Origin of the sequence: Methylobacterium platani, from assembly GCF_001653715.1 — a bacterium.
Lineage (GTDB): Bacteria > Pseudomonadota > Alphaproteobacteria > Rhizobiales > Beijerinckiaceae > Methylobacterium > Methylobacterium platani.
Genome location: NZ_LWHQ01000077.1, coordinates 1 through 18,356, shown reverse-complemented (window position 1 = coordinate 18,356; position 18,356 = coordinate 1). Strand labels below are relative to the sequence as shown.

General features: G+C 70.5%; 17 protein-coding genes. 12 read left to right on the top strand and 5 right to left on the bottom strand.

The annotated features are described in order from the left end of the window. The 3 genes from A5481_RS34840 to A5481_RS29250 form a co-directional block, all read left to right on the top strand. The coding region (locus A5481_RS34840) for a hypothetical protein (RefSeq protein ID WP_064504465.1) at window positions 1-425 on the top strand (425 nt) is incomplete at its 5' end. 76 nt (window positions 426-501) lie between these two features. Continuing rightward, window positions 502-1,050 carry a carboxymuconolactone decarboxylase family protein gene (locus A5481_RS29255; protein ID WP_048435770.1) on the top strand — a complete coding sequence of 183 codons (549 nt, stop codon included), beginning with the start codon at window positions 502-504 and terminating at the stop codon, window positions 1,048-1,050. After that, on the top strand, window positions 1,047-1,952 hold the full coding sequence (locus tag A5481_RS29250; RefSeq protein WP_048435771.1) for an NAD(P)-dependent oxidoreductase: 906 nt from the start codon (window positions 1,047-1,049) through the stop codon (window positions 1,950-1,952). The genes A5481_RS29255 and A5481_RS29250 overlap by 4 nt, the downstream gene beginning before the upstream one ends. Window positions 1,953-1,968: 16 nt before the next feature. On the opposite strand, the gene A5481_RS29245 is transcribed toward A5481_RS29250, so the two are convergent. Together A5481_RS29245 and A5481_RS29240 are read right to left on the bottom strand one after the other, a co-directional pair. Continuing rightward, entirely contained in the window at window positions 1,969-2,277 is a 309-nt protein-coding gene (locus A5481_RS29245) for a putative quinol monooxygenase (protein WP_048435772.1), read from the bottom strand. Between the two features lie 162 nt (window positions 2,278-2,439). Next, the gene (locus A5481_RS29240) at window positions 2,440-3,822 is read right to left on the bottom strand and encodes an MFS transporter (protein ID WP_209436160.1); all 1,383 of its coding nucleotides are present in this window, start codon (window positions 3,820-3,822) and stop codon (window positions 2,440-2,442) included. A gap of 330 nt (window positions 3,823-4,152) precedes the next feature. Here A5481_RS29240 and A5481_RS29235 point away from each other — a divergent pair, with 330 nt between their 5' ends. From A5481_RS29235 to A5481_RS29205, 7 genes are all read left to right on the top strand, one after another. Further along, the gene (locus tag A5481_RS29235; protein ID WP_082984974.1) at window positions 4,153-5,184 is read left to right on the top strand and encodes a MurR/RpiR family transcriptional regulator; all 1,032 of its coding nucleotides are present in this window, start codon (window positions 4,153-4,155) and stop codon (window positions 5,182-5,184) included. Then, entirely contained in the window at window positions 5,181-6,125 is a 945-nt protein-coding gene (locus A5481_RS29230; protein ID WP_048437311.1) for an isoaspartyl peptidase/L-asparaginase family protein, read from the top strand. The genes A5481_RS29235 and A5481_RS29230 overlap by 4 nt, the downstream gene beginning before the upstream one ends. Before the next feature lie 11 nt (window positions 6,126-6,136). Beyond that, window positions 6,137-8,005: a dipeptide ABC transporter ATP-binding protein gene (locus A5481_RS29225; RefSeq protein WP_048437310.1), complete on the top strand. Its 1,869-nt coding sequence runs from the start codon at window positions 6,137-6,139 to the stop codon at window positions 8,003-8,005. 35 nt (window positions 8,006-8,040) lie between these two features. Beyond that, on the top strand, window positions 8,041-9,582 hold the full coding sequence (gsiB, locus tag A5481_RS29220; RefSeq protein ID WP_048437309.1) for a glutathione ABC transporter substrate-binding protein GsiB: 1,542 nt from the start codon (window positions 8,041-8,043) through the stop codon (window positions 9,580-9,582). A 61-nt stretch (window positions 9,583-9,643) separates the two neighbouring features. Continuing rightward, window positions 9,644-10,564: a glutathione ABC transporter permease GsiC gene (gsiC, locus tag A5481_RS29215; protein WP_048437308.1), complete on the top strand. Its 921-nt coding sequence runs from the start codon at window positions 9,644-9,646 to the stop codon at window positions 10,562-10,564. 7 nt (window positions 10,565-10,571) lie between these two features. Next, a complete protein-coding gene (gene gsiD / locus A5481_RS29210) occupies window positions 10,572-11,474 on the top strand; it encodes a glutathione ABC transporter permease GsiD (RefSeq protein ID WP_048437307.1) in 903 nt (300 codons plus the stop codon). 8 nt (window positions 11,475-11,482) lie between these two features. After that, window positions 11,483-12,568 (top strand): DmpA family aminopeptidase, encoded by a 1,086-nt coding sequence (locus A5481_RS29205; protein WP_048437306.1) that lies wholly within the window; start codon window positions 11,483-11,485, stop codon window positions 12,566-12,568. A gap of 69 nt (window positions 12,569-12,637) precedes the next feature. Here A5481_RS29205 and A5481_RS32995 read toward each other — a convergent pair whose 3' ends face one another. Continuing rightward, window positions 12,638-13,372, bottom strand: a complete 735-nt coding sequence (locus A5481_RS32995; protein ID WP_082173595.1) for an FkbM family methyltransferase — start codon at window positions 13,370-13,372, stop codon at window positions 12,638-12,640. 514 nt (window positions 13,373-13,886) lie between these two features. Here A5481_RS32995 and A5481_RS29200 point away from each other — a divergent pair. Both A5481_RS29200 and A5481_RS29195 read left to right on the top strand, forming a co-directional pair. Then, complete coding sequence (locus tag A5481_RS29200; RefSeq protein ID WP_053082601.1) at window positions 13,887-14,426, top strand: papain-like cysteine protease family protein; 540 nt, start codon at window positions 13,887-13,889, stop codon at window positions 14,424-14,426. Continuing rightward, a complete protein-coding gene (locus A5481_RS29195) occupies window positions 14,404-15,000 on the top strand; it encodes a hypothetical protein (protein ID WP_048437305.1) in 597 nt (198 codons plus the stop codon). The genes A5481_RS29200 and A5481_RS29195 overlap by 23 nt, the downstream gene beginning before the upstream one ends. A 31-nt stretch (window positions 15,001-15,031) precedes the next feature. On the opposite strand, the gene A5481_RS29190 is transcribed toward A5481_RS29195, so the two are convergent. Both A5481_RS29190 and A5481_RS29185 read right to left on the bottom strand, forming a co-directional pair. After that, on the bottom strand, window positions 15,032-15,913 hold the full coding sequence (locus tag A5481_RS29190; RefSeq protein WP_064504464.1) for a phosphatase PAP2 family protein: 882 nt from the start codon (window positions 15,911-15,913) through the stop codon (window positions 15,032-15,034). A gap of 50 nt (window positions 15,914-15,963) precedes the next feature. Further along, on the bottom strand, window positions 15,964-17,751 hold the full coding sequence (locus tag A5481_RS29185) for an adenylate/guanylate cyclase domain-containing protein (protein WP_082984973.1): 1,788 nt from the start codon (window positions 17,749-17,751) through the stop codon (window positions 15,964-15,966). Between the last annotated feature and the right edge of the window lie 605 nt (window positions 17,752-18,356).

Below are 18,356 nucleotides of genomic sequence, written 5' to 3'. Positions count from 1 at the left end.
GGCGACGGAGCGCGTGTCGTGTACCGTGGGGAGGCACATCTGACGGTATCGAACCGCGCATCGCAGCCCTGGAGAAGGGGTTTGAGAAGCTGGACGGCAAGCTCGACAGACTGATCGAGGCGGTCACGGCTGGGCGCCTGGAAAACGAGAAGCGCTTCGGCGCCATCGAGAGCCGCCTGGCCGGTATCGACGCCAAGCTGGACACGAAGGCGGCCAGGACCGACTTGGCGCCGATCGCGGCGAAGCTGAGCGGGCTGGAGGGGCGCGTGTCCAGCATTCCGACGACTTGGCAGACCATCGCGATCATCGCGGGCCTTCTTGTCGGCATCGCGGGTGTCTCGTTCAGCGTCGCGAAGCTCACGGAGAAGACGACGACCGCGCAGGCCGTTGCGACGCCCGTCCCCGCGCAGGCCCCCCGGCCGTAGGAAAGCGGCCTCTGGACCGTGCACCGCACCGGCATTCCGATGTACCGGTAAGCAGTCTTGTGGAGGAATCGAATCCGTGGCCCGCATTCCCTACGCCGACCCGACCCGTCCGGAGACGGCGGCGCTCGCCGAGCGCATCGTCGCCGAGCGCGGCGAGATCCTGCACCTCTACGCCATGCTGCTGCACAGCCCGCCGGTCGCGGAGGGCTGGCTGACCTTCCTGACGGCGATCCGCCAGCGCTGCGACCTGCCCGGCGCCCTGCGCGAGCTGGTGATCGTCCAGGTCGCGCATCTCAACGGCGCCCGCTACGAGGCCGAGCAGCACGTGCCGATCGCGCTGCGCGAAGGAGTGTCCCGGGCGCAGCTCGACGCCCTGCCCGACTGGCGCGCCGCCGACGTGTTCGACCCGCGCGAGCGCGCGGTGCTGGCCTATTGCGACGCGATGACCCGGGAGATCCACGTTCCGCCGGCGGTCTTCGCGGCCCTGCGCGCGCAGTGCGACCCGCGCACGATCGTCGAGCTCACCGCCACGATCGGCGCCTACAACATGGTGTCGCGCTTCCTCGAGGCGATCGGGATCGATTCCGCCGACGACATCTCGGTCTCCAAGGAGCCGTCCCGATGAGCCGCCGCATCGCCGTGATGGGCCTCGGCCAGATGGGCTGGCCGATCGCCCTGAACCTCGCCCGCAAGGGCGACGGCACCGAGACGATCGTCGCGGTCGATGCCGACCCGGAGCGGGCCGCCGGGCTCGCCGAGCCGGGGATCACCGTCACGGCCGACCGGGAGGCGGTCGCGGGCGCCGAGGTGCTGGTCCTGTGCCTGCCCGACGGCGACGTGGTCGAGAGCGTGCTGTTCGGTCCCGACGGCCTCGTCCCCCGCCTCGCCCCGGGCGCGACCGTGGTCGATCTCAGCACCATCGCGCACGGCCAGGCGGTGCGCCTCGGCCGGGCGCTGGAGGCGCAGGGGTTCTCCGTCCTCGATGCCCCCGTCTCCGGTGCGCCCGCGGGCGCCGAGGCCGGAACCCTCACGGTGATGTGCGGCGGCTCGCCCGAGACCTTCGCGGCGATGAAACCGCTGCTCGAGCGGATCGGCACCGAGGTGCTGCACATGGGCCCGCTCGGCAGCGGCCAGCTCACCAAGACCGTCAACAACGTGATCTACGACATCAACATCGCGGCGCTCGCCGAGGTGCTGCCGATGGCGGTGGCGATGGGTCTCGATCCGGAGCGGCTGGCGCGGGTCGTCACCACCGGCACCAGCCGCAGCTACGCCTCGCAGTACTTCGTGCCGCGGATCCTGCGGGCCGAGTTCGACGAGGGTTATCCGCTGGCCAAGGCCTACAAGGATCTCGTCAGCGCCGCCGCGGTCTCGGTCGCGCGCGGCTTTCCCCTGCCGGTGACGGCCGCCGCGACGACGACCTACCAGATGGCGCTGCTCGCCGGCCACGGCGCGCGCGACAAGGGCGCGATGGTGCTGCCCTTCGAGGCGATGCTCGGCGTGACGGTCCGGGCGCCCTCGGGGTGAGGCCGCCCGGAGAGCGTCAGGCGGGCGACAGCACGTGGATCGTGCGCGACAGGATGTGCTCCCTGGTCTTCGCGCCGTAGGCCGCCATGTGGGGCGCGGCGGCGTGCGCCTTGAGCGCATCGAGGCTCGCCCACTTCTCGACCACCACGAAGGTGTCGGGCCCGAGCGGCGCCTGGATCGGCCCGGCCCCGTCCGTGTCGATCGCCGCGCCGTACTCGATGCAGCCGTCCTCGGCATGGACGGCGGGCACGTTGGCCCGGAAGGCCGCGAGCACCGTGTCCCGCTGGCCGGGCTTGGTGGTGATGATGGCGAGGACGTGGATCATGGTTGGGCTTCCTCCTGTGACACGTGCCTCGGCTTCACGGATCGGGCGTCCGAGGCCTGTCTCTCGATCCCGTCCGCGACCTCGGGAGAAGGTCGCGGACGGGGTTCTTGCACGGGTGCGGCCGCGCAGGTCCCGCATCTGGTTCAAACTCCCGAAACGGGGTCAAACCGCCCCCGCGCCCCGCCGCACCGCCAGCCGGGACAGGCTGACCACGCTCGCCACACCGGCGAAGGCCGCGCCGAGCCCGAGCGCCAGGGCCGGGCCGTGATCGGCCGCGACCGCGAAGCACGCCTCCACCAGGGCGGCCCCGGTGGTCTGGCCCAGCAGCCGCGAGGTCGCGACGATGCCGCTCGCCCCGCCCGAGCGCGAGGGCGGGGCGCTCGTCATGATGGCGCGCAGGTTCGGCGCCTGGAAGAAGCCGAAGCCGGCCCCGCACAGCGCCATCCGCCAAGCGAGCCCGAGGACGCTCGGCTCAGACGGCAAGGCCGCCAGCAGCCCCATGCCGAGCGCCAGGATGGCGAGGCCGATCCCGCCGAGCACGCTCGGCGAGTAGCGGTCCGACAGCCGGCCGGCCAGGGGGGCCATCAGGGCGACCACCACCGGCCAGGGCGTCATCAGGAACCCGGTCTCGACCTGCGAGCGCCCGAGCGCGTGCTGGAACAGGAACGGCAGCGACACGAAAGCGAGCCCCTGCGCGGCGAAGGAGCAGATCGCCGTCATGGCCGAGAGCGCGAAGAGCGGCCGCTTCAGCAGGTCGACGGCGAGCATCGGCGCCGGATGGTCGGCCTGGCGGCGCAGGAGGGCCGCCCCGCAGGCGAGCGCGCCGGCGAATTCCGCGAGCACGCGCCAGAGCGGTCCCTCATGCGCGGCCTCGCCCAGGCCGAGCACGAACAACGCGAAGGTGGCGGCGTTGAGCAGCGCGCCGACGCGGTCGAAGGCGTGGCCGGCGCGGGTCGTCTCGGGCAGGGCGCGCCGCGCGATCGCGAAGGCGGCGATCCCGATCGGCAGGTTGACGGCGAACAGCCACGGCCAGGGCGCCGCCACCAGGATCAGCGAGGCCACGGTCGGCCCGAGCGCGAAGCCGACGCCGACCACGAAGGCGTTGAGGCCGAGGCCCCGCCCGAGCTGGTGCGACGGGTAGATGAAGCGGATGAGTGCGACGTTGACCGCCATCAGGGCGCTCGCGCCGACACCCTGCAGGATGCGCGCGGCGACCAGCGCCGGCAGCGACCAGGCGAGCGCGCAGACGAGCGAGGCCGCGGTGAACAGCGCGAGGCCCGCGAGATAGACCCGCTGCTGCCCGACGATCTCGCCGAGCGCCGCGATCGGCAGCAGCGTCGCCACCACGGCGAGCTGGTAGGCGTTCACGATCCAGACCGAATCCGCCGGATCGACGCCGAGATCGGCCGCGATGGTCGGGAGCGCGGTGTTGGCGATGGCGGTGTCGAGCGTGGCGAGGGCCACGCCGGCGAGGACCGCGACCATCGCCTGCCGGCGCTGGGCCGGAGGCAGGCCCGCATGGGCGGGAGGGGTCGGCGCCGTCAGGTCCGGGGCGGGAGGGGGGGAAGGGGCAAGCTGTGACACCTTTCCTGAATGTGGCCCGGCGTGGCGGCTGGCAAGCGGTTTGGGTCGGGGTTTCGCAGGTTCGCGATCACGGGAGCGTGCCTGCCCGCGCTCCGGCTCGCTCGTTCAGGGTCTCGGTCCCCGTCGCGCGTTCGTCCCCGATCGCGTCGGGCGGCGATCGACGCCGCCTGCCTCCCGATCGTGCAGGATCCGCCCGCCATCGCGCCATGCCCGGGCTTGCAATCGTCATAAAAATCTCGTCACTATCGTGTCCATGAGATTTTTCGATCACCTGTGCCGCGAGGGAGGATCGTGAGCGCGCCGCCCGACGACGCCTCGGTCGCGCAGCGGATCGCCCGCAGCTTCCCGACCCTGAGCCAGTCGCACCGCGAGGTCGCGCGCTACGTCCTCGACCATCCGCTCAAGGTTGCGACCCTGCCGGTCGCCGAGCTGGCGGAGCTGGTCGGGGTCTCGGTCGCCACCGCCAACCGCTTCGCCCGGGCCCTCGGCTACGAGGGCTACGCGCAATTCCGCGCCGCCCTGGTCCTCGGCTTCGAGAGCGCGCTGGCGCCGGTGGAGAAGCTGCGCGGCGATCTCGAGCGGCCGGCCGATCCGGCGAGCGTCGTCGACGCGACCCTGGCGGCGATCGGGCGCAACCTCGAGGCGACGCGCAGCGGGCTCGACGCGGGGACCTGCGAGCGGGCGGTGGCGGCGATCCGCACGGCGCGGCGAGTCTACGTGTTCGGCTTCGGCAGCTCGTCCTGGCCGGCGGGGCTGCTCGCCCGCAACCTCGATCTCCACCGCCAGGACGTCCACCTGCTCGCCACCGTCGAGGGACCGGCCTTCGCCGCCCGGGTGATGCGGCGCCTGACCGCCGACGACCTCGTCGTCGCGCTGGGAACGCCGCGCTACTTCGCCGACACGGTGCGGCTCGCCGCCCAGGCGAGCGACAGCGGCGCGACGGTGCTGGCGCTCACCGACGGACCGCATTCCCCGATCGCCGCCCGGGCCACGATCGCGCTCTTCGTGCGCACCGACAGCCGCTACTTCGCGGCCTCCGAAGCGAGCCTCGTCGCCCTGGTCGAGGCGCTGTCGAGCGCCGTCGCGCACGCCTCGGGCGGGCTCGTCGCCACCGCGACCCGGCTCACCGAATCGGTGCTGCCCTGGCTCGAGGGCGACTACGCCGCTTGGCCCCTGAACAGCGGCTCCGCCGCCCAACCCCTGAACGGCGGCTCCGCCGCCCAACCCCTGAACAGCGGCTCCGCCGCCCGGCCCCTGAACGGCGGCCCCGACGTCTCGCACGCCCACGCAATCACCTCCCCCGATCCGGATCCCGAGCCATGACCGACCCCCGCCCCGTCCTCGTCATCCATGGCGGCGCCGGCACGATCGCCCGGTCCGCCGCCGGCCGCGACGGCGAGGCGCCGTATCACGCGGCCCTGTCGGAGATCCTGGCGGTCGGCGAGATCTGCCTGCGCGAGGGCGGCAGCGCGCTCGAGGCGGTCGCCATCGCGGTCGATCTCCTGGAGGAGTGCCCGCTGTTCAATGCCGGGCACGGCGCGGTCTTCACCAGCGCCGGCACCCACGAGCTCGACGCCGCGATCATGGACGGCGCCACCCTGCGCGCCGGCGCCGTGGCGGGCCTCGGCCGGGTGCGCCGCCCCGGCCGCGCCGCCCGCGCCGTGATGGACGAGGGCACCCACGTGCTCCTCGCCGGCGAGGGCGCGGAAGACTTCTGCCGCCGCCGCGGCCTCGAGATGGTCGCGCCGGACTTCTTCTCGACCGAGGCGCGCCGGCGCCAGCTCGCGGCGGCGCAGGAAGGCGGGCGGATCAGCCTCGATCACGACGAGAACGCCCCCCTCGACGAGCGGCAGAAGTTCGGCACCGTCGGCGCGGTGGCGCTCGACCGGCACGGCCACCTCGCGGCGCTCACCTCGACCGGCGGCATGACCAACAAGCGGCCCGGCCGCATCGGCGACACGCCCCTGATCGGCGCCGGCACCTATGCCGACGACCGCACCGCCGCGGTGTCCTGCACCGGCACCGGCGAGGTCTTCATCCGCGCGGCGGCCGCCCACGACGTCTGCGCCCGCATGGCCTATGCGGGGCTCGGGCTGGAGGAGGCCGCGCAGGCCGTGGTCCGCGACGCGCTCACCCCCCTCGGCGGCCAGGGCGGCCTCATCGCCGTCGATGCGCGGGGCAACGTGGCGATGCCGTTCAACACCGCCGGCATGTATCGCGGCCTCGTCCGGGCCGGCGACGCGCCGACGACCGCCATCTTCTGAGCAGTTCCGCGATGTCCTCCCTCGTCATGCCCGACCGGCGCATCCTGTCGGTCTCGGATCTCGGCGTGCGCTTCACCACCTCGGAGCGCGAGGTCGAGGCGGTGCGCCAGCTCTCGTTCCACGTCGAGGCCGGGGAGACCCTGGCGATCGTCGGCGAATCGGGCTCGGGCAAGTCCGTCACCTCGCTGGCGCTGATGCGCCTCGTCGGCCACGGTGGCGGCCGGATCGCCACCGGGCGGATGCTGTTCCGCCGCCGCTCCGGCGCGGTCCTCGACCTCGCCACCGCGTCGAACGCCGAGATGCGGGACATGCGCGGCGCCGAGATCGCGATGATCTTCCAGGAGCCGATGACCTCGCTCAACCCGGTCTTCACCGCGGGCGAGCAGATCGCGGAATCGATCCGGGTGCACCAGGGCAAGGGCACGTCCGCCGCCCGCGCCGAGGCCCTGCGGATGCTCGACCTCGTGCGCATCCCGGAGGCCCGCAACGTGCTGACGCGCTTTCCGCACCAGCTCTCCGGCGGCATGCGCCAGCGGGTGATGATCGCGATGGCGCTGGCGTGCCGGCCCCAGCTCCTCATCGCCGACGAGCCGACGACCGCGCTCGACGTCACGATCCAGGCCCAGATCCTCGAACTGATCCGCAGCCTGCAGGACGAGATGAGGATGGGCGTCGTCTTCATCACCCACGACATGGGCGTGGTGGCCGAGATCGCCGACCGGGTGCTGGTGATGTATCGCGGCGACAAGGTCGAGGAGGGCGATGCCCCCGCCCTGTTCGCGGGCCCGCGCCACGCCTACACCAAGGCGCTCCTCGCCGCCGTGCCGCGGCTCGGCGCCATGGCGGGCAGCGACCTGCCGCGCAAGTTCGACCTGCTGCGGCCCGAGTCGGCAGCCGCGGCCCCCGTCGAGGAGGCGCCGCCGCAGGACACGCGGCGCCCCGGCCCGCCGATCCTGCGGGTGCGCGACCTCGTCACCCGCTTCGACATCCGCGGCGGCCTTCTCAACCGGGTGCGCCGGCGCGTCCACGCGGTCGAGCGGATCAGCTTCGATCTTCAGGCCGGCGAGACCCTGGCGCTCGTCGGCGAATCGGGCTGCGGCAAGTCGACGACCGGCCGCTCGCTCCTGCGCCTCGTCGAGAGCCAGAGCGGGCTGATCGAGTTCTCGGGCGAGAACATCCGCGACCTTCCCCCGAGCAGGCTCCAGGCGCTGCGCAAGAACATCCAGTTCATCTTCCAGGACCCCTACGCCTCCCTCGACCCGCGCCTGACTGTCGGCTTCTCGATCATGGAGCCGCTGCTCGTCCACGGCACGCCCCGGCGCGAGGCCGAGGCGCGGGTGGCCTGGCTCCTGGAGCGGGTCGGCCTGACCCCGGCGCAAGGCGCGCGCTACCCGCACGAATTCTCCGGCGGCCAGCGCCAGCGCATCGCGATCGCGCGGGCGCTCGCCCTCAACCCGAAGGTGATCGTCGCCGACGAGGCGGTCTCGGCCCTCGACGTCTCGATCCAGGCCCAGATCGTCAACCTGATGCTCGACCTGCAGCGCGAGCTCGGGCTGTCCTACCTGTTCATCTCGCACGACATGGCGGTGGTGGAGCGGGTGAGCCACCGGGTCGCCGTGATGTTCCTCGGCCAGATCGTCGAGATCGGGCCGCGCCGGGCGATCTTCGAGAACCCGCAGCACCCCTATACCCGCAAGCTGATGGCGGCGGTGCCGGTGGCCGATCCGGAGCGGCGCCACGCCAAGCCACGCGGCCTCCTCTCCGGCGAGATCCCGAGCCCGGTCCGGGCGCTCGGCGACGAGCCCGAGGTGGCGCCGCTGATCGAGGTCGGCCCCGGCCACTGGGCCGCCCGCCACACCGTCGGCGGCCTCGCGACCTGATCCATCCGAACCCCCCCGTGACCAGAGGCATCTCGATGATCGCGCGCTCCCTCCTCGCCACCGGCCTGCTCTGCGGCCTGCTCGCCGGCCCCGTGACCTCGGCGCTCGCCGCCGGCGATCCGGTCCTCGTGCTCGGCAACCAGCCCGAGACGCTCGACCCCTACAACACCAACACCACGCTCACGACCGCGGTCACCAAGTCGTTCTACGAAGGGCTGTTCGAGTTCGACAAGGACCTGAAGGTCAGGAACGTGCTGGCCGAGAGCTACGAGGTCTCGCCCGACGGGCTGATCTACACCTTCAAGCTGCGCGAGGGCGTGAAATTCCACGACGGCACGGCGTTCGACGCGAACGCCGTGAAGACGAACCTCGAGCGGGTGCTGAACCCCGAGAACCACCTCGCCCGCTACAACCAGTTCAACCGCGTCAAGACCGTCGAGGCGGTCTCGCCGGGCGTCGTCCGCATCACCCTCAAGGAGCCCTTCGGCCCGTTCATCAACTCGCTGGCGCATGCCTCCGCGGCGATGATCTCGCCGGCCGCGCTCCAGAAGTGGGGCAAGGACATCGCCTTCCATCCGGTCGGCACCGGCCCGTTCACCTTCGTCGAGTGGAAGCAGACCGATTCGGTCAAGGGCGCGAAGTTCGCCGGCTACTGGCACGCCGGCCTGCCCAAGGTCGACAGCATCACCTGGAAGCCGGTGCCCGAGAACGGCACCCGCGCGGCGATGCTCCAGACCGGCGAGGCCGATTTCGCCTTCCCGCTTCCCTACGAGCAGGCCAAGGCGCTCGGCGAGAACAAGAAGTTGAAGGTGATCGCGCAGGATTCGATCATCCTGCGCTACCTCAGCATGAACATGCTGCAGAAGCCCTTCGACGATCTGCGCGTGCGCCAGGCGATCAACTACGCGATCAACAAGGAGGCGTTGGCCAAGGTCGCGTTCAGCGGCTATGCCAGCCCGGCCAAGGGCGTCGTCCCGGCCGGCGTGCTCTACGCCCACCCGATGGCGGCCTGGCCCTACGACCCGGCCAAGGCGCGCCAGCTCCTGAAGGAGGCCGGCTACCCGAACGGCTTCGAGACCATCCTGTGGAGCGGCTACACCACCAGCACCGCCCAGAAGGCGATCCAGTTCCTGCAGCAGCAGCTCGCCCAGGTCGGCATCAAGGTGCAGACCCAGGCCCTCGAGCCCGGCCAGCGCGTCGAGTGGGTGCAGACCGCCCCCGACCCGAAGACCGCCCGCGTGCGCCTGTACTACATCGGCTGGTCGTCCTCGACCGGCGAGGCCGACTGGGCCCTGCGGCCGCTGCTGTCGACCGAGGCCTGGCCGCCGAAGCTCAGCAACACCGCCTATTACAGCAACCCCGAGGTCGACGCCCTGCTCGCCAAGGCGCTCGTCACCACGAGCGACGCGGAGAAGGCCGACCTCTACGCCAAGGCGCAGGAGCAGATCGTGAAGGACGCGCCCTGGGCGCCCCTCGTCACCGAGCAGAACCTCTACGCCACCTCCGCCCGCCTGTCCGGCGTCGCCGTCATGCCGGACGGCAACATCGACAGCCGTCAGGTGGCGGTCGCGCCGTAAGGCCGTTCGGGGGCGCCGCGATGCCGGCGCCCCTCCCCTTCCCCTCCCCGTCCCCGGCGCCATGCTCACCTTCTTCCTCAAACGGCTCCTCGGCCTCCTGCCGACGCTGGCGATCGTCGCCGTCCTGGTGTTCCTGTTCGTGCACCTGCTGCCGGGCGATCCGGCGCGGCTCGCCGCCGGCCAGGACGCCGACGCGCAGACCGTGGCGCTGGTGCGTACGGAACTCGGCCTCGACCGCCCGCTCCCGGTGCAGTTCGGCCGCTACTTCCTGAACATGGCGCAGGGCGATTTCGGCGTGTCGATCCGCACCCGCCGCCCGGTCGCGACCGAGATCGGCGAGCGCTTCCTGCCGACCCTGCTCCTGACGCTGACCAGCATGGCCTGGGCGGTCGCCTTCGGGCTCGTCATCGGCATCGTCTCGGCGGTCTACCGCAACGAGTGGCCGGACCGTCTCGGGATGACGCTCGCGGTCTCCGGCATCTCCTTCCCGTCCTTCGCCCTCGGAATGCTGCTGATGCAGATCTTCTCCGTCGAGCTCGGCTGGCTGCCGACCGTCGGAGCCGGCTCGTGGAAGCACTACGTCCTGCCCTCCCTGACGCTCGGGGCGGCGGTGGCCGCCGTGATGGCGCGCTTCACCCGCGCCTCCTTCGTCGAGGTGCTGGGCGAGGACTTCGTCCGCACCGCCCGGGCCAAGGGCCTCAAGGAGCGGGTCGTCATCGCCAAGCACTGCCTGCGCAACGCGCTGATCCCGGTCGTCACCATGATGGGCCTGCAATTCGGCTTCCTGCTCGGCGGCTCGATCGTCGTCGAGGCGGTGTTCAACTGGCCGGGCGTCGGGCGCCTGCTGGTCGATTCGGTCAACCAGCGTGACTATCCGGTGATCCAGGCCCTGGTTCTGATGTTCTCGCTCGAATTCATCCTGATCAACCTCGTCGTCGACCTGCTCTACGGGCTGATCAACCCGACCATCCGCTACAAGTGAGCCGGCCGTGCCTGATACCGCTCTCACCGCCACCGCGGCCGTCGCCGCCGTTCCGTCCGGGGTGCGCACCCCCTGGTCCGAGTTCTGGCGCAAGTTCCGGCGCCAGCGCGTCGCCGTCGTCGCCCTCGCCTTCGTGGTCCTGCTCGTCGCACTGGCGATCCTGGCGCCGTGGATCGCTCCCTACGACGCCGAGAACTACTTCGACTACGACCGGATCAACGAGGGCCCGTCCCTCGCGCACTGGCTCGGCGTCGATCCCCTCGGGCGCGACATCCTGAGCCGCATCCTCCTCGGCGGGCGCATCTCGCTCGCCACCGGCTTCCTGTCGGTGGCCATCGGCGGCCTCGTCGGCACGGTGCTGGGGCTGCTCGCCGGCTATTACGAGGGCTGGTGGGACCGCATCGTGATGCGCCTGTCCGACGTGCTGTTCGCCTTTCCCGGCATCCTGCTGGCGCTCGGCGTCGTCGCCATCCTCGGCAGCAGCCTCGTCAACGTCGTGGTGGCGGTGTCCGTCTTCAGCGTGCCGGCCTTCGCGCGGCTCGTGCGCGGCAATACCCTCGTGCTCAAGCGCGCCACCTACGTCGAGGCCGCCCGCAGCATCGGCGCCTCCGACCGCACGATCCTGCTCCGCCACATCCTGCCCGGCACGGTGTCGTCGATCGTCGTCTACTTCACGATGCGGCTCGGCACCTCGATCATCACCGCGGCGAGCCTGTCCTTCCTCGGCATGGGCGCGCAGCCGCCGACGCCGGAATGGGGCGCGATGCTCAACGACGCGCGGGCCGACATGGTCTCCTCGCCCCACGTGGCGATCTTCCCGAGCCTCGCGATCTTCCTCACCGTGCTCGCCTTCAACCTCCTCGGCGACGGGCTGCGCGACGCCCTCGACCCCAAGCTCGACCGTCCGTAAGGCCTGCCATGATCGAGCAGCCTCCGCGCATCGGCGCCCTGCCGAGCGGCCCGCGCGACGCGATCACCGACGTCGCGGGCGTCACCGTCGGCCACTGCACCCTGGCCGAGGGCGCGATCCAGACCGGCGTGACGGTGATCCGCCCGCATCCGGGCGACCTCTACCACGACCGGGTGCCGGCGGCGGCCGCGGTGCTGAACGGCTTCGGCAAGTCGATCGGCCTGATGCAGGTCGAGGAACTCGGCGTGATCGAGACGCCGGTCGCGCTCACCAACACCTTCGGGGTGCCGGCGGTGGCCGCGGCCCAGATCCGGGCGGCGCTGGCGGTCAATCCCGGCATCGGCCGCGAATTGCCGACGGTGAACCCGCTCGTCTTCGAGTGCAACGACGGCTACCTCAACGACATCGGCCGCATGGCGGTGACCGAGGCGCATTACCGCCAGGCGCACGAGGCCGCCGACGTCGCCGTGCCGGAGGGCGCGGTGGGGGCCGGGCGGGGCATGTCGTGCTTCGGCCTGAAGGGCGGCATCGGCACCGCCTCCCGGCAGGTCGAGGCCGGCGGGCGCGACCTCACGGTCGGCACCCTGGTCCTGGCGAATTTCGGCCGGCCGGCGCAGCTGCGGCTCGCCGGCCGGGCCGTCGGCCCCGTCCTCGCCGGACGCCTGGAGGCCGCGCCCGCCACGGCGCGGCCCGAGAAGGGCTCGATCATCCTGATCGTCGCCACCGACGCCCCCCTCGACGCGCGCCAGCTCCGGCGGCTGGCGCTCCGGGCCGGGGCGGGGCTCGCCCGCACCGGCTCGGTCTTCGGCCACGGCAGCGGCGACATCGCGCTCGCCTTCTCGACCGCCTACACGCTGCCGCAGGATCCCGGGAGCCCGATGCCGGTTCTGGCGATGCTGCACGACGCCCTGCTCGACCCGCTGTTCGAGGCGGTCGCCGACGGGATCGAGCAGGCGATCCTCCACGCGCTCTGGCGCGCCGAGGCGGTGACCGGGCGCAACGGCCATGTCCGCCGCTCCCTCGCCGAGGTGCTGCCCGAGATCCTGTCCGACCCGGCCGCCCTCCCCTCTGGACATCGTCAAGAGGTTTTCTGATGTCGACCGGTATTGCTGGAGTTGCGCATCGACGTGGCCGGGAACAGCCTTGGCCGGGAACACGTCGCTTCAGCGGTTCGGAACGGCGCCCAGCAGTGCGCAGGCGAAATTCAGGTTCTCGACCATCTCCCGGGGTTGGTGCGAGGCCCAACCCCGACTTTTCGTGAAAACGGCATCGATCTCGACGAGATCCATATTAAAATGGTGGTCTCCATTGAGGTCGCTGGAACGATCGTTGGTAATTCGACGCAGCACGAGATCGTACCCGGCGAGATATTTGATGATATCGCCGAAGAGCATTTGGTCATGATAAATCGGATATAGGTGCGTCTCAAGCACGATTCCGAGGGTTTGCTGTAGTAGTCCGCCAAATCCCTGCAAAACCTGATGCTCGAAACCCTGTACGTCGACTTTTATGATGTGTGGCTGGGGTAGATTGTCTTTGTAATACAATGTGTCATACCGATGGCACATCACGGGCACTGATTGCTTGAACGCAAAGTGCTCGATCAAATTCTCATTCTGATCCAAAACTTCGTGATTTACTCTCAACATGGAAGAGCAATACGGATTGACTGTCTCATGGAACAGAAGCTCGCCATCGACATGAGCAAGTCCCGAGCCGATTACCCGATACTTGTTTCCGTTTTCACTTGCGGAGCGTAGACGCTCCGCTTCGGCTGCCTCAGGTTCAACAAGAACCTGCAAGAGTTTGTCGGCGTACTGTTGTGCGAGAGGGGATACCCCACCACGCGCGCCGATATCAATAAATCCTAGCCTGCTGTCTTGTTTAGAAACTTGCATGAGATTCCAGCCAGAAAGAGACACATGGATTCAAGAACGAACAATGTCGATCACCTCGACCTTTCGATAGGCAATCGTGGCAAGACGTTACTATATGCTGTCCCTCAAGTCCATTGTTCGTAAGTGAGGATTGGATGCATGACGGTAGCCCTCCCGGGCCCACATTTGCTCGCGGATCGCCAAAGGCCCCGTAGGCGATCCGCGTCGGGAGCGGGAGAAACGCAGTGGCGATCACTCCCGCGATACCCCCGAAGCCAAGCACGCGCCCAGCGATCATCGGAACGCCCACGCAGTGATCCTCTGTCGAAGCCGCCGACGGTGTGTCCATGGTGCGGGTGATCAACGGTCTGTCGGCCATGTCCGGTATGCTGCGCTGACGGACGCCCGCGGCCGCGATGCTCCCTCGACGGCTCGGGTGGGGAAACGCCCCCCGGCGGCAATCGCGCCGGCGACGTCTTTGCGTCGACAATGATGGTGATGTAGTCTCCCAGTACGGCGACACAGGAGCACCGCGTTGTCCGGCTGGCACTTGCTCCCGTTCTCGATGCAACCGCAGGCTCAGTCCAACTGGTGCTGGGCGGCCGTGACCGCGAGCATCGCCGCCTTCTTCGACGCGCTCACGAGCCAGACGCAGTGCCGGATCGCGGGCACGCAGCTGCAGCGGCAGGATTGCTGCGGGGCCGGAGCCGGCGGGCCCTGCAACGTCTACGGCTTCCTCGCCTCCGCCCTCAACCGTGTCCGCCATCTCAAGACCTGGTATCCGGCCGCCACGACGCCGCTCGCGGACCTGCGCGGCGAGATCGAGGGCGGACGACCGGTCTGCGTGCGCGTGGCCTGGGAGTCCGGGGGCGGCCACTTCGTCACGGTCGTCGGCTACCTGCCGGACAGCGAGACGCTCGCCGGCAGCGCGCTCCTGGCGATCGAGGATCCGTTCTGGGGTTCGTCCGACGTGCCCTACGACGTGCTGCAGGCCGGGTACCAGTACGACGGACGCTGGACCGACAGCTACTTCACGCAGAAGGTCCAGCATCGTGGCCGACCAGGTTCAGCCTGAAGCTCCGCGCGAGGCCGAGCGCATCGTCCGGCACGTCCTGGACGCGCTCGCCGCACGCTCCGCGTTCCGCACCCCCAGGCTCAGCCTGGCCGATCCGCGGACGCTCGCGCTGGCGAGCCCGCACCGCGTCGTGGTGCTTCCGCTCGAGGTCCTGCGGGCCGGCCGCGAGATCCGGCTCGTCGAGCGGGGATGGCGGTTCCTCATCACCTCCGACGGCGAGGCGATCGCGGCCGCCGAAGCCCTGGCGCAGCTCCGCGGGCGGTTCCGGTTCGGCGGGCTCAACGAGGGCCCGCTGGTGACCGGCTTCGCGACCGCCCTGCGCAGCAACCCCGGGATGCAGGAGCCGGGCGTCGAAACCCGTCTCCTGCTCGCTCCCGCGCTTCACGTCGCCGCCGTCGTCATCACGCAGGCCGGCGCCCCGGGACCGGGGTTTCGCACGCGCGACACGATCATCCCGATCGTGTCCGCGCATCCGCGCCTGCCGCCGTTCCGGGTGATCCCGCCCGTCGACTATGTGGCGATCCTGCGCATGCTCGCTGCCGAGATCCCGGTCGACGGCGCGAAGGGCGGCTGAGCGCCGGCATCCGGGGAGCGGGCGCGGACGATCAGCCGGCCTTCGGACGGGACGCCCGGCGACGCGGCGAGAGGCTCGCGCCCGCGGCGCATTCGGGCGGCGGCGCGAGCGTGCCGGAACCGCCGGGCTCGGCCCGGGCCGAGGCGAGCACGGTCTGGAAGATCGGGCAGCCCTTGAGCAGCGGGTAGACGGACCCGGCGATCAGGCGGCCGGCCTCCGTGTCGCTCCGCCAGTGGACGCCCGCCACTTCCCGGTTCTCGCCGATCCGTCGCGCGAGGGCGGTCAGGGACGGGGCCGCCTCGGGCGCGACCTCGGCGAGCGCGAGGGCGATCAGGTGGCTCTCGAGCGCGTGCCCGCTCGGATAGGACGGGTGCGGCGGCGCATTGATCAGCGGCATCAGGGCGGGAAACACCTGCTGCGGCCGGGCGCGGTTGAAGACGCCCTTGAAGTGCATGGCGACCATCAGCCCGACCCGGTCCGCCATGTCGACGAGCTTCAGGGTGTTGGGGTGTGAGACCGGCGACAGCATCAGCAGGTGGGCGAAGTAGGCTGCCGGCCCCGGATCCTGGTCGAGGATCTCCTGGACCCGCTTCGCCCGCTCGTCGCGCGCCTTCGAGATCAGGTCCTCGAGTTCCTCGAACATCGCGTCGTCGTCGAACGGCTTGGGCGGATCGACGGGGATGCAGCGCCAGTCGGTCCGGCCGAACTCGGCGAGGGCGAGATAGCTGAAATAGTCCGAGCGCCAGGCCGACCACGGGAAGGTCGCGTCGACCCGAAGCCCGTCCGGCTCGACCGGGATCAGGGGGTCGGCGACGGGGTACGTCGTCGGGCCGGAGGCCCCTCCTCCCGATCCGCCCCCGGATCCGCCGCCCGACCCGCCTCCCGATCCGCCGCCCGAGCCGCCACCCGACATGGTCTCCCCTCCCCTTCTCGCCGGCCGCGACGCCGCGGGCCGTCCTGGTCTCAGTCCGGGATGCCGGCCGCCCGCAGCCGTGCCACGTAGCGGGAGGCCTGCGGCTCCTCGAACGGGCATCGCCGGGCGTAGTCCGAGACCCGGAAGCTCGGAAGCATGCGGCGGTGGAGCGCGCCGACCTGGCCGGCCTCGGCGCCCTGGCCCGACGCGACGAGGCTCGCCGCCAGCACGCGGGCGGCGTTGCCGAACCGGGGGTTGAGGTGGAGCGCCTTGCGGGACCAGCGGACGGCATCGCCGAACGATCCGGCGAGATACTGGTTCTGGGCGAGCAGGGTGTAGTTGAAGAACGCCTGCTGGCCGAGGGGAGCCAGGCGGATCGCCCGCTCCGCCCGCGCGATCCCCATCCGCGGGTCGCCCACGAACCCGTACGGCCCGCTGCTGAACACCCACGCCCACGAATTGTTGGGCGAGATCGCGGTCGCCCGGTCGCACAGCTCGATGCCGGCGTCGTAATCGCGGAAGAACATCGCCCGCGCATGGCCCTCGATGGCGACGGCGAGCGCGTTGCAGGGATCGCGCTCGACCGCGCATTGCGCCAGGCGCACGACCTCCCCCAGGCCCGCCTCCGTGCCGGACGCCCAGCCCTCCGCGATCGCGAACATGTGCCAGTGGGCGAGGAAGGCGTAGGGCGCCGAGTAGTCCCGGTCCTCGTCACGCGCCCGTTCGAGGCAGGTCCGGGCCTGGGCCAGGCTGCCGAAATCGAGCCGGTAGAGCAGATCGAGGCCGCGCAGGAGCCAGTCGTAGGCGTTGAGGCTCTGCGGCGGCTTGCGCAGCGCGCGCTGCAATTCGGCGCGCCGGACGTAGGTGGCGATCTTGCCGACGATCCGGATCGCGATCTCGTCCTGCAGATTGAAGACCTCGTCGATCGGCTCGTCGTAGCGCTCGGCCCAGACCACCGATGCGTCGACGGCGTCGACGAGCTCGACGGAGATCCGGATGCGGTTCTGCGTCCGGCGGACGCTGCCGCTCAGGACGTAGCGGACGCCGAGCTTCTCGCTGACCTCGCCGGGATCGACCGGCCGGCGCCGGAACGGGATCGTCGACCCGCGCGAGACGACGACGAGCTCGGGGATGTTGCCGAGCGTGACGATGATGTCGTCGGCGAAGCCCTCCGCGAAGTAGCCGTCCTGCACGTCGGAGGAGAGATGGGCGAAGGGAAGCACCGCGATGGCGGGCAGCCGCGCCGCCTTCGGCTCGTCGGCCGGTCGCCGGAGGTCCGCCCGGGCTGACCCCGGGACCGACAGGGCAAATCCCCGGACCGGCTGCGTCAGGTTCTTCAACGACAGCTTGCCGAGGTCGTCGAACGCGAACTCCGCCCGGTCGGGGACCTGGTCGAGGAGGGCCGAGGACACCACGACCCCGCCCGCCGGCGCGGCGCTCTGGAGGCGCACCGCGATGTTGATCCCGCTGCCGAACACGTCGTTCTCGTCGAAGATGATCTGCTCCCAATGCAGGCCGATGCGGAACAGGATCCGGCGCTCCGGCACGGCGCCGGATTCCTGGGCGACGAGCTCCCGCTGCAGCGCCGCCGCGCAGTGCAGGGCGTCGCGCGGGCTGACGAAGACGGCGATGAATCCGTCGCCGGTATTCTTCACCACCTCGCCTCGATGCGAGACGATCGCGGGATCGATGACCGTGACGCGCAACGTCCGCAGGTGGGCGTGCGTCTCCGATTCCGCCGCCTCCATCAGCCGGGTGTAGCCGACGACGTCCGCGCACAGGACGGCCCGGGGACGGCGCTCGAGATCCGGTACGATCGCGTGCAAGGTGTCCGTCACAATCGAGGGCCCGTCCGTCAGACACGGCGTCCGATCCGGCGAGCGCGCGCATGCCGGGGAGCCGCACGAAGCCTAACGCGGCTTCCGCGATCCTCGCAATACGGTCGAAGTAACCTTTATCGAGTTCGGACGGGGCTCTGTACTCGTGTAGCCAAGTATCCATGCTGCTGAATTCCGCAAGGAACTCGTTTGCCGCCGCGACTGCGTGGCGGATGGATCGGCGATCATGGCCGGGCCCCGGATGCTCGCCCGGGGCAACGGGCTGCATAGCGCCGGGTCCGATCGACATTTTCCCGGTCGTGGGGGTTAAGCTATGTCAATATTGCAAGGGCCGGCACGAAAAGTATCCGTGGCAGGACTTGGGGCAATGATCGGTCGTGCAGGCGTGACGACAGATTTGCATCGGAGAAGCCGGGATCCTCGTCACGGCTTGTCCGGGTCGTCGGCACGGCGGCGGCATGCGCTCTCGAAGGTGGTGCGACCGCGCCGTTCGTGCCCCTGCCCCGCCGGAGCGATCCCCGAAAGGGTTAGAGGCTGTTACGGACCGGCGAGTGCGCCATTTTTGGATGGATGCAGTCTCGTCACTCCTACCCCTCCGATGTCAG

Bases quoted from the DNA above. Each gene is read 5' to 3' on its own strand.
- A5481_RS29250 (WP_048435771.1), top strand. From the start codon at position 1,047: ATGAGCCGCCGCATCGCCGTGATGGGCCTCGGCCAGATGGGCTGGCCG.
- A5481_RS29245 (WP_048435772.1), bottom strand. From the start codon at position 2,277: ATGATCCACGTCCTCGCCATCATCACCACCAAGCCCGGCCAGCGGGAC.
- A5481_RS29230 (WP_048437311.1), top strand. From the start codon at position 5,181: ATGACCGACCCCCGCCCCGTCCTCGTCATCCATGGCGGCGCCGGCACG.
- A5481_RS29225 (WP_048437310.1), top strand. From the start codon at position 6,137: ATGTCCTCCCTCGTCATGCCCGACCGGCGCATCCTGTCGGTCTCGGAT.
- gsiB (WP_048437309.1), top strand. From the start codon at position 8,041: ATGATCGCGCGCTCCCTCCTCGCCACCGGCCTGCTCTGCGGCCTGCTC.
- gsiC (WP_048437308.1), top strand. From the start codon at position 9,644: ATGCTCACCTTCTTCCTCAAACGGCTCCTCGGCCTCCTGCCGACGCTG.
- A5481_RS29205 (WP_048437306.1), top strand. From the start codon at position 11,483: ATGATCGAGCAGCCTCCGCGCATCGGCGCCCTGCCGAGCGGCCCGCGC.
- A5481_RS32995 (WP_082173595.1), bottom strand. From the start codon at position 13,372: ATGCAAGTTTCTAAACAAGACAGCAGGCTAGGATTTATTGATATCGGC.
- A5481_RS29190 (WP_064504464.1), bottom strand. From the start codon at position 15,913: ATGTCGGGTGGCGGCTCGGGCGGCGGATCGGGAGGCGGGTCGGGCGGC.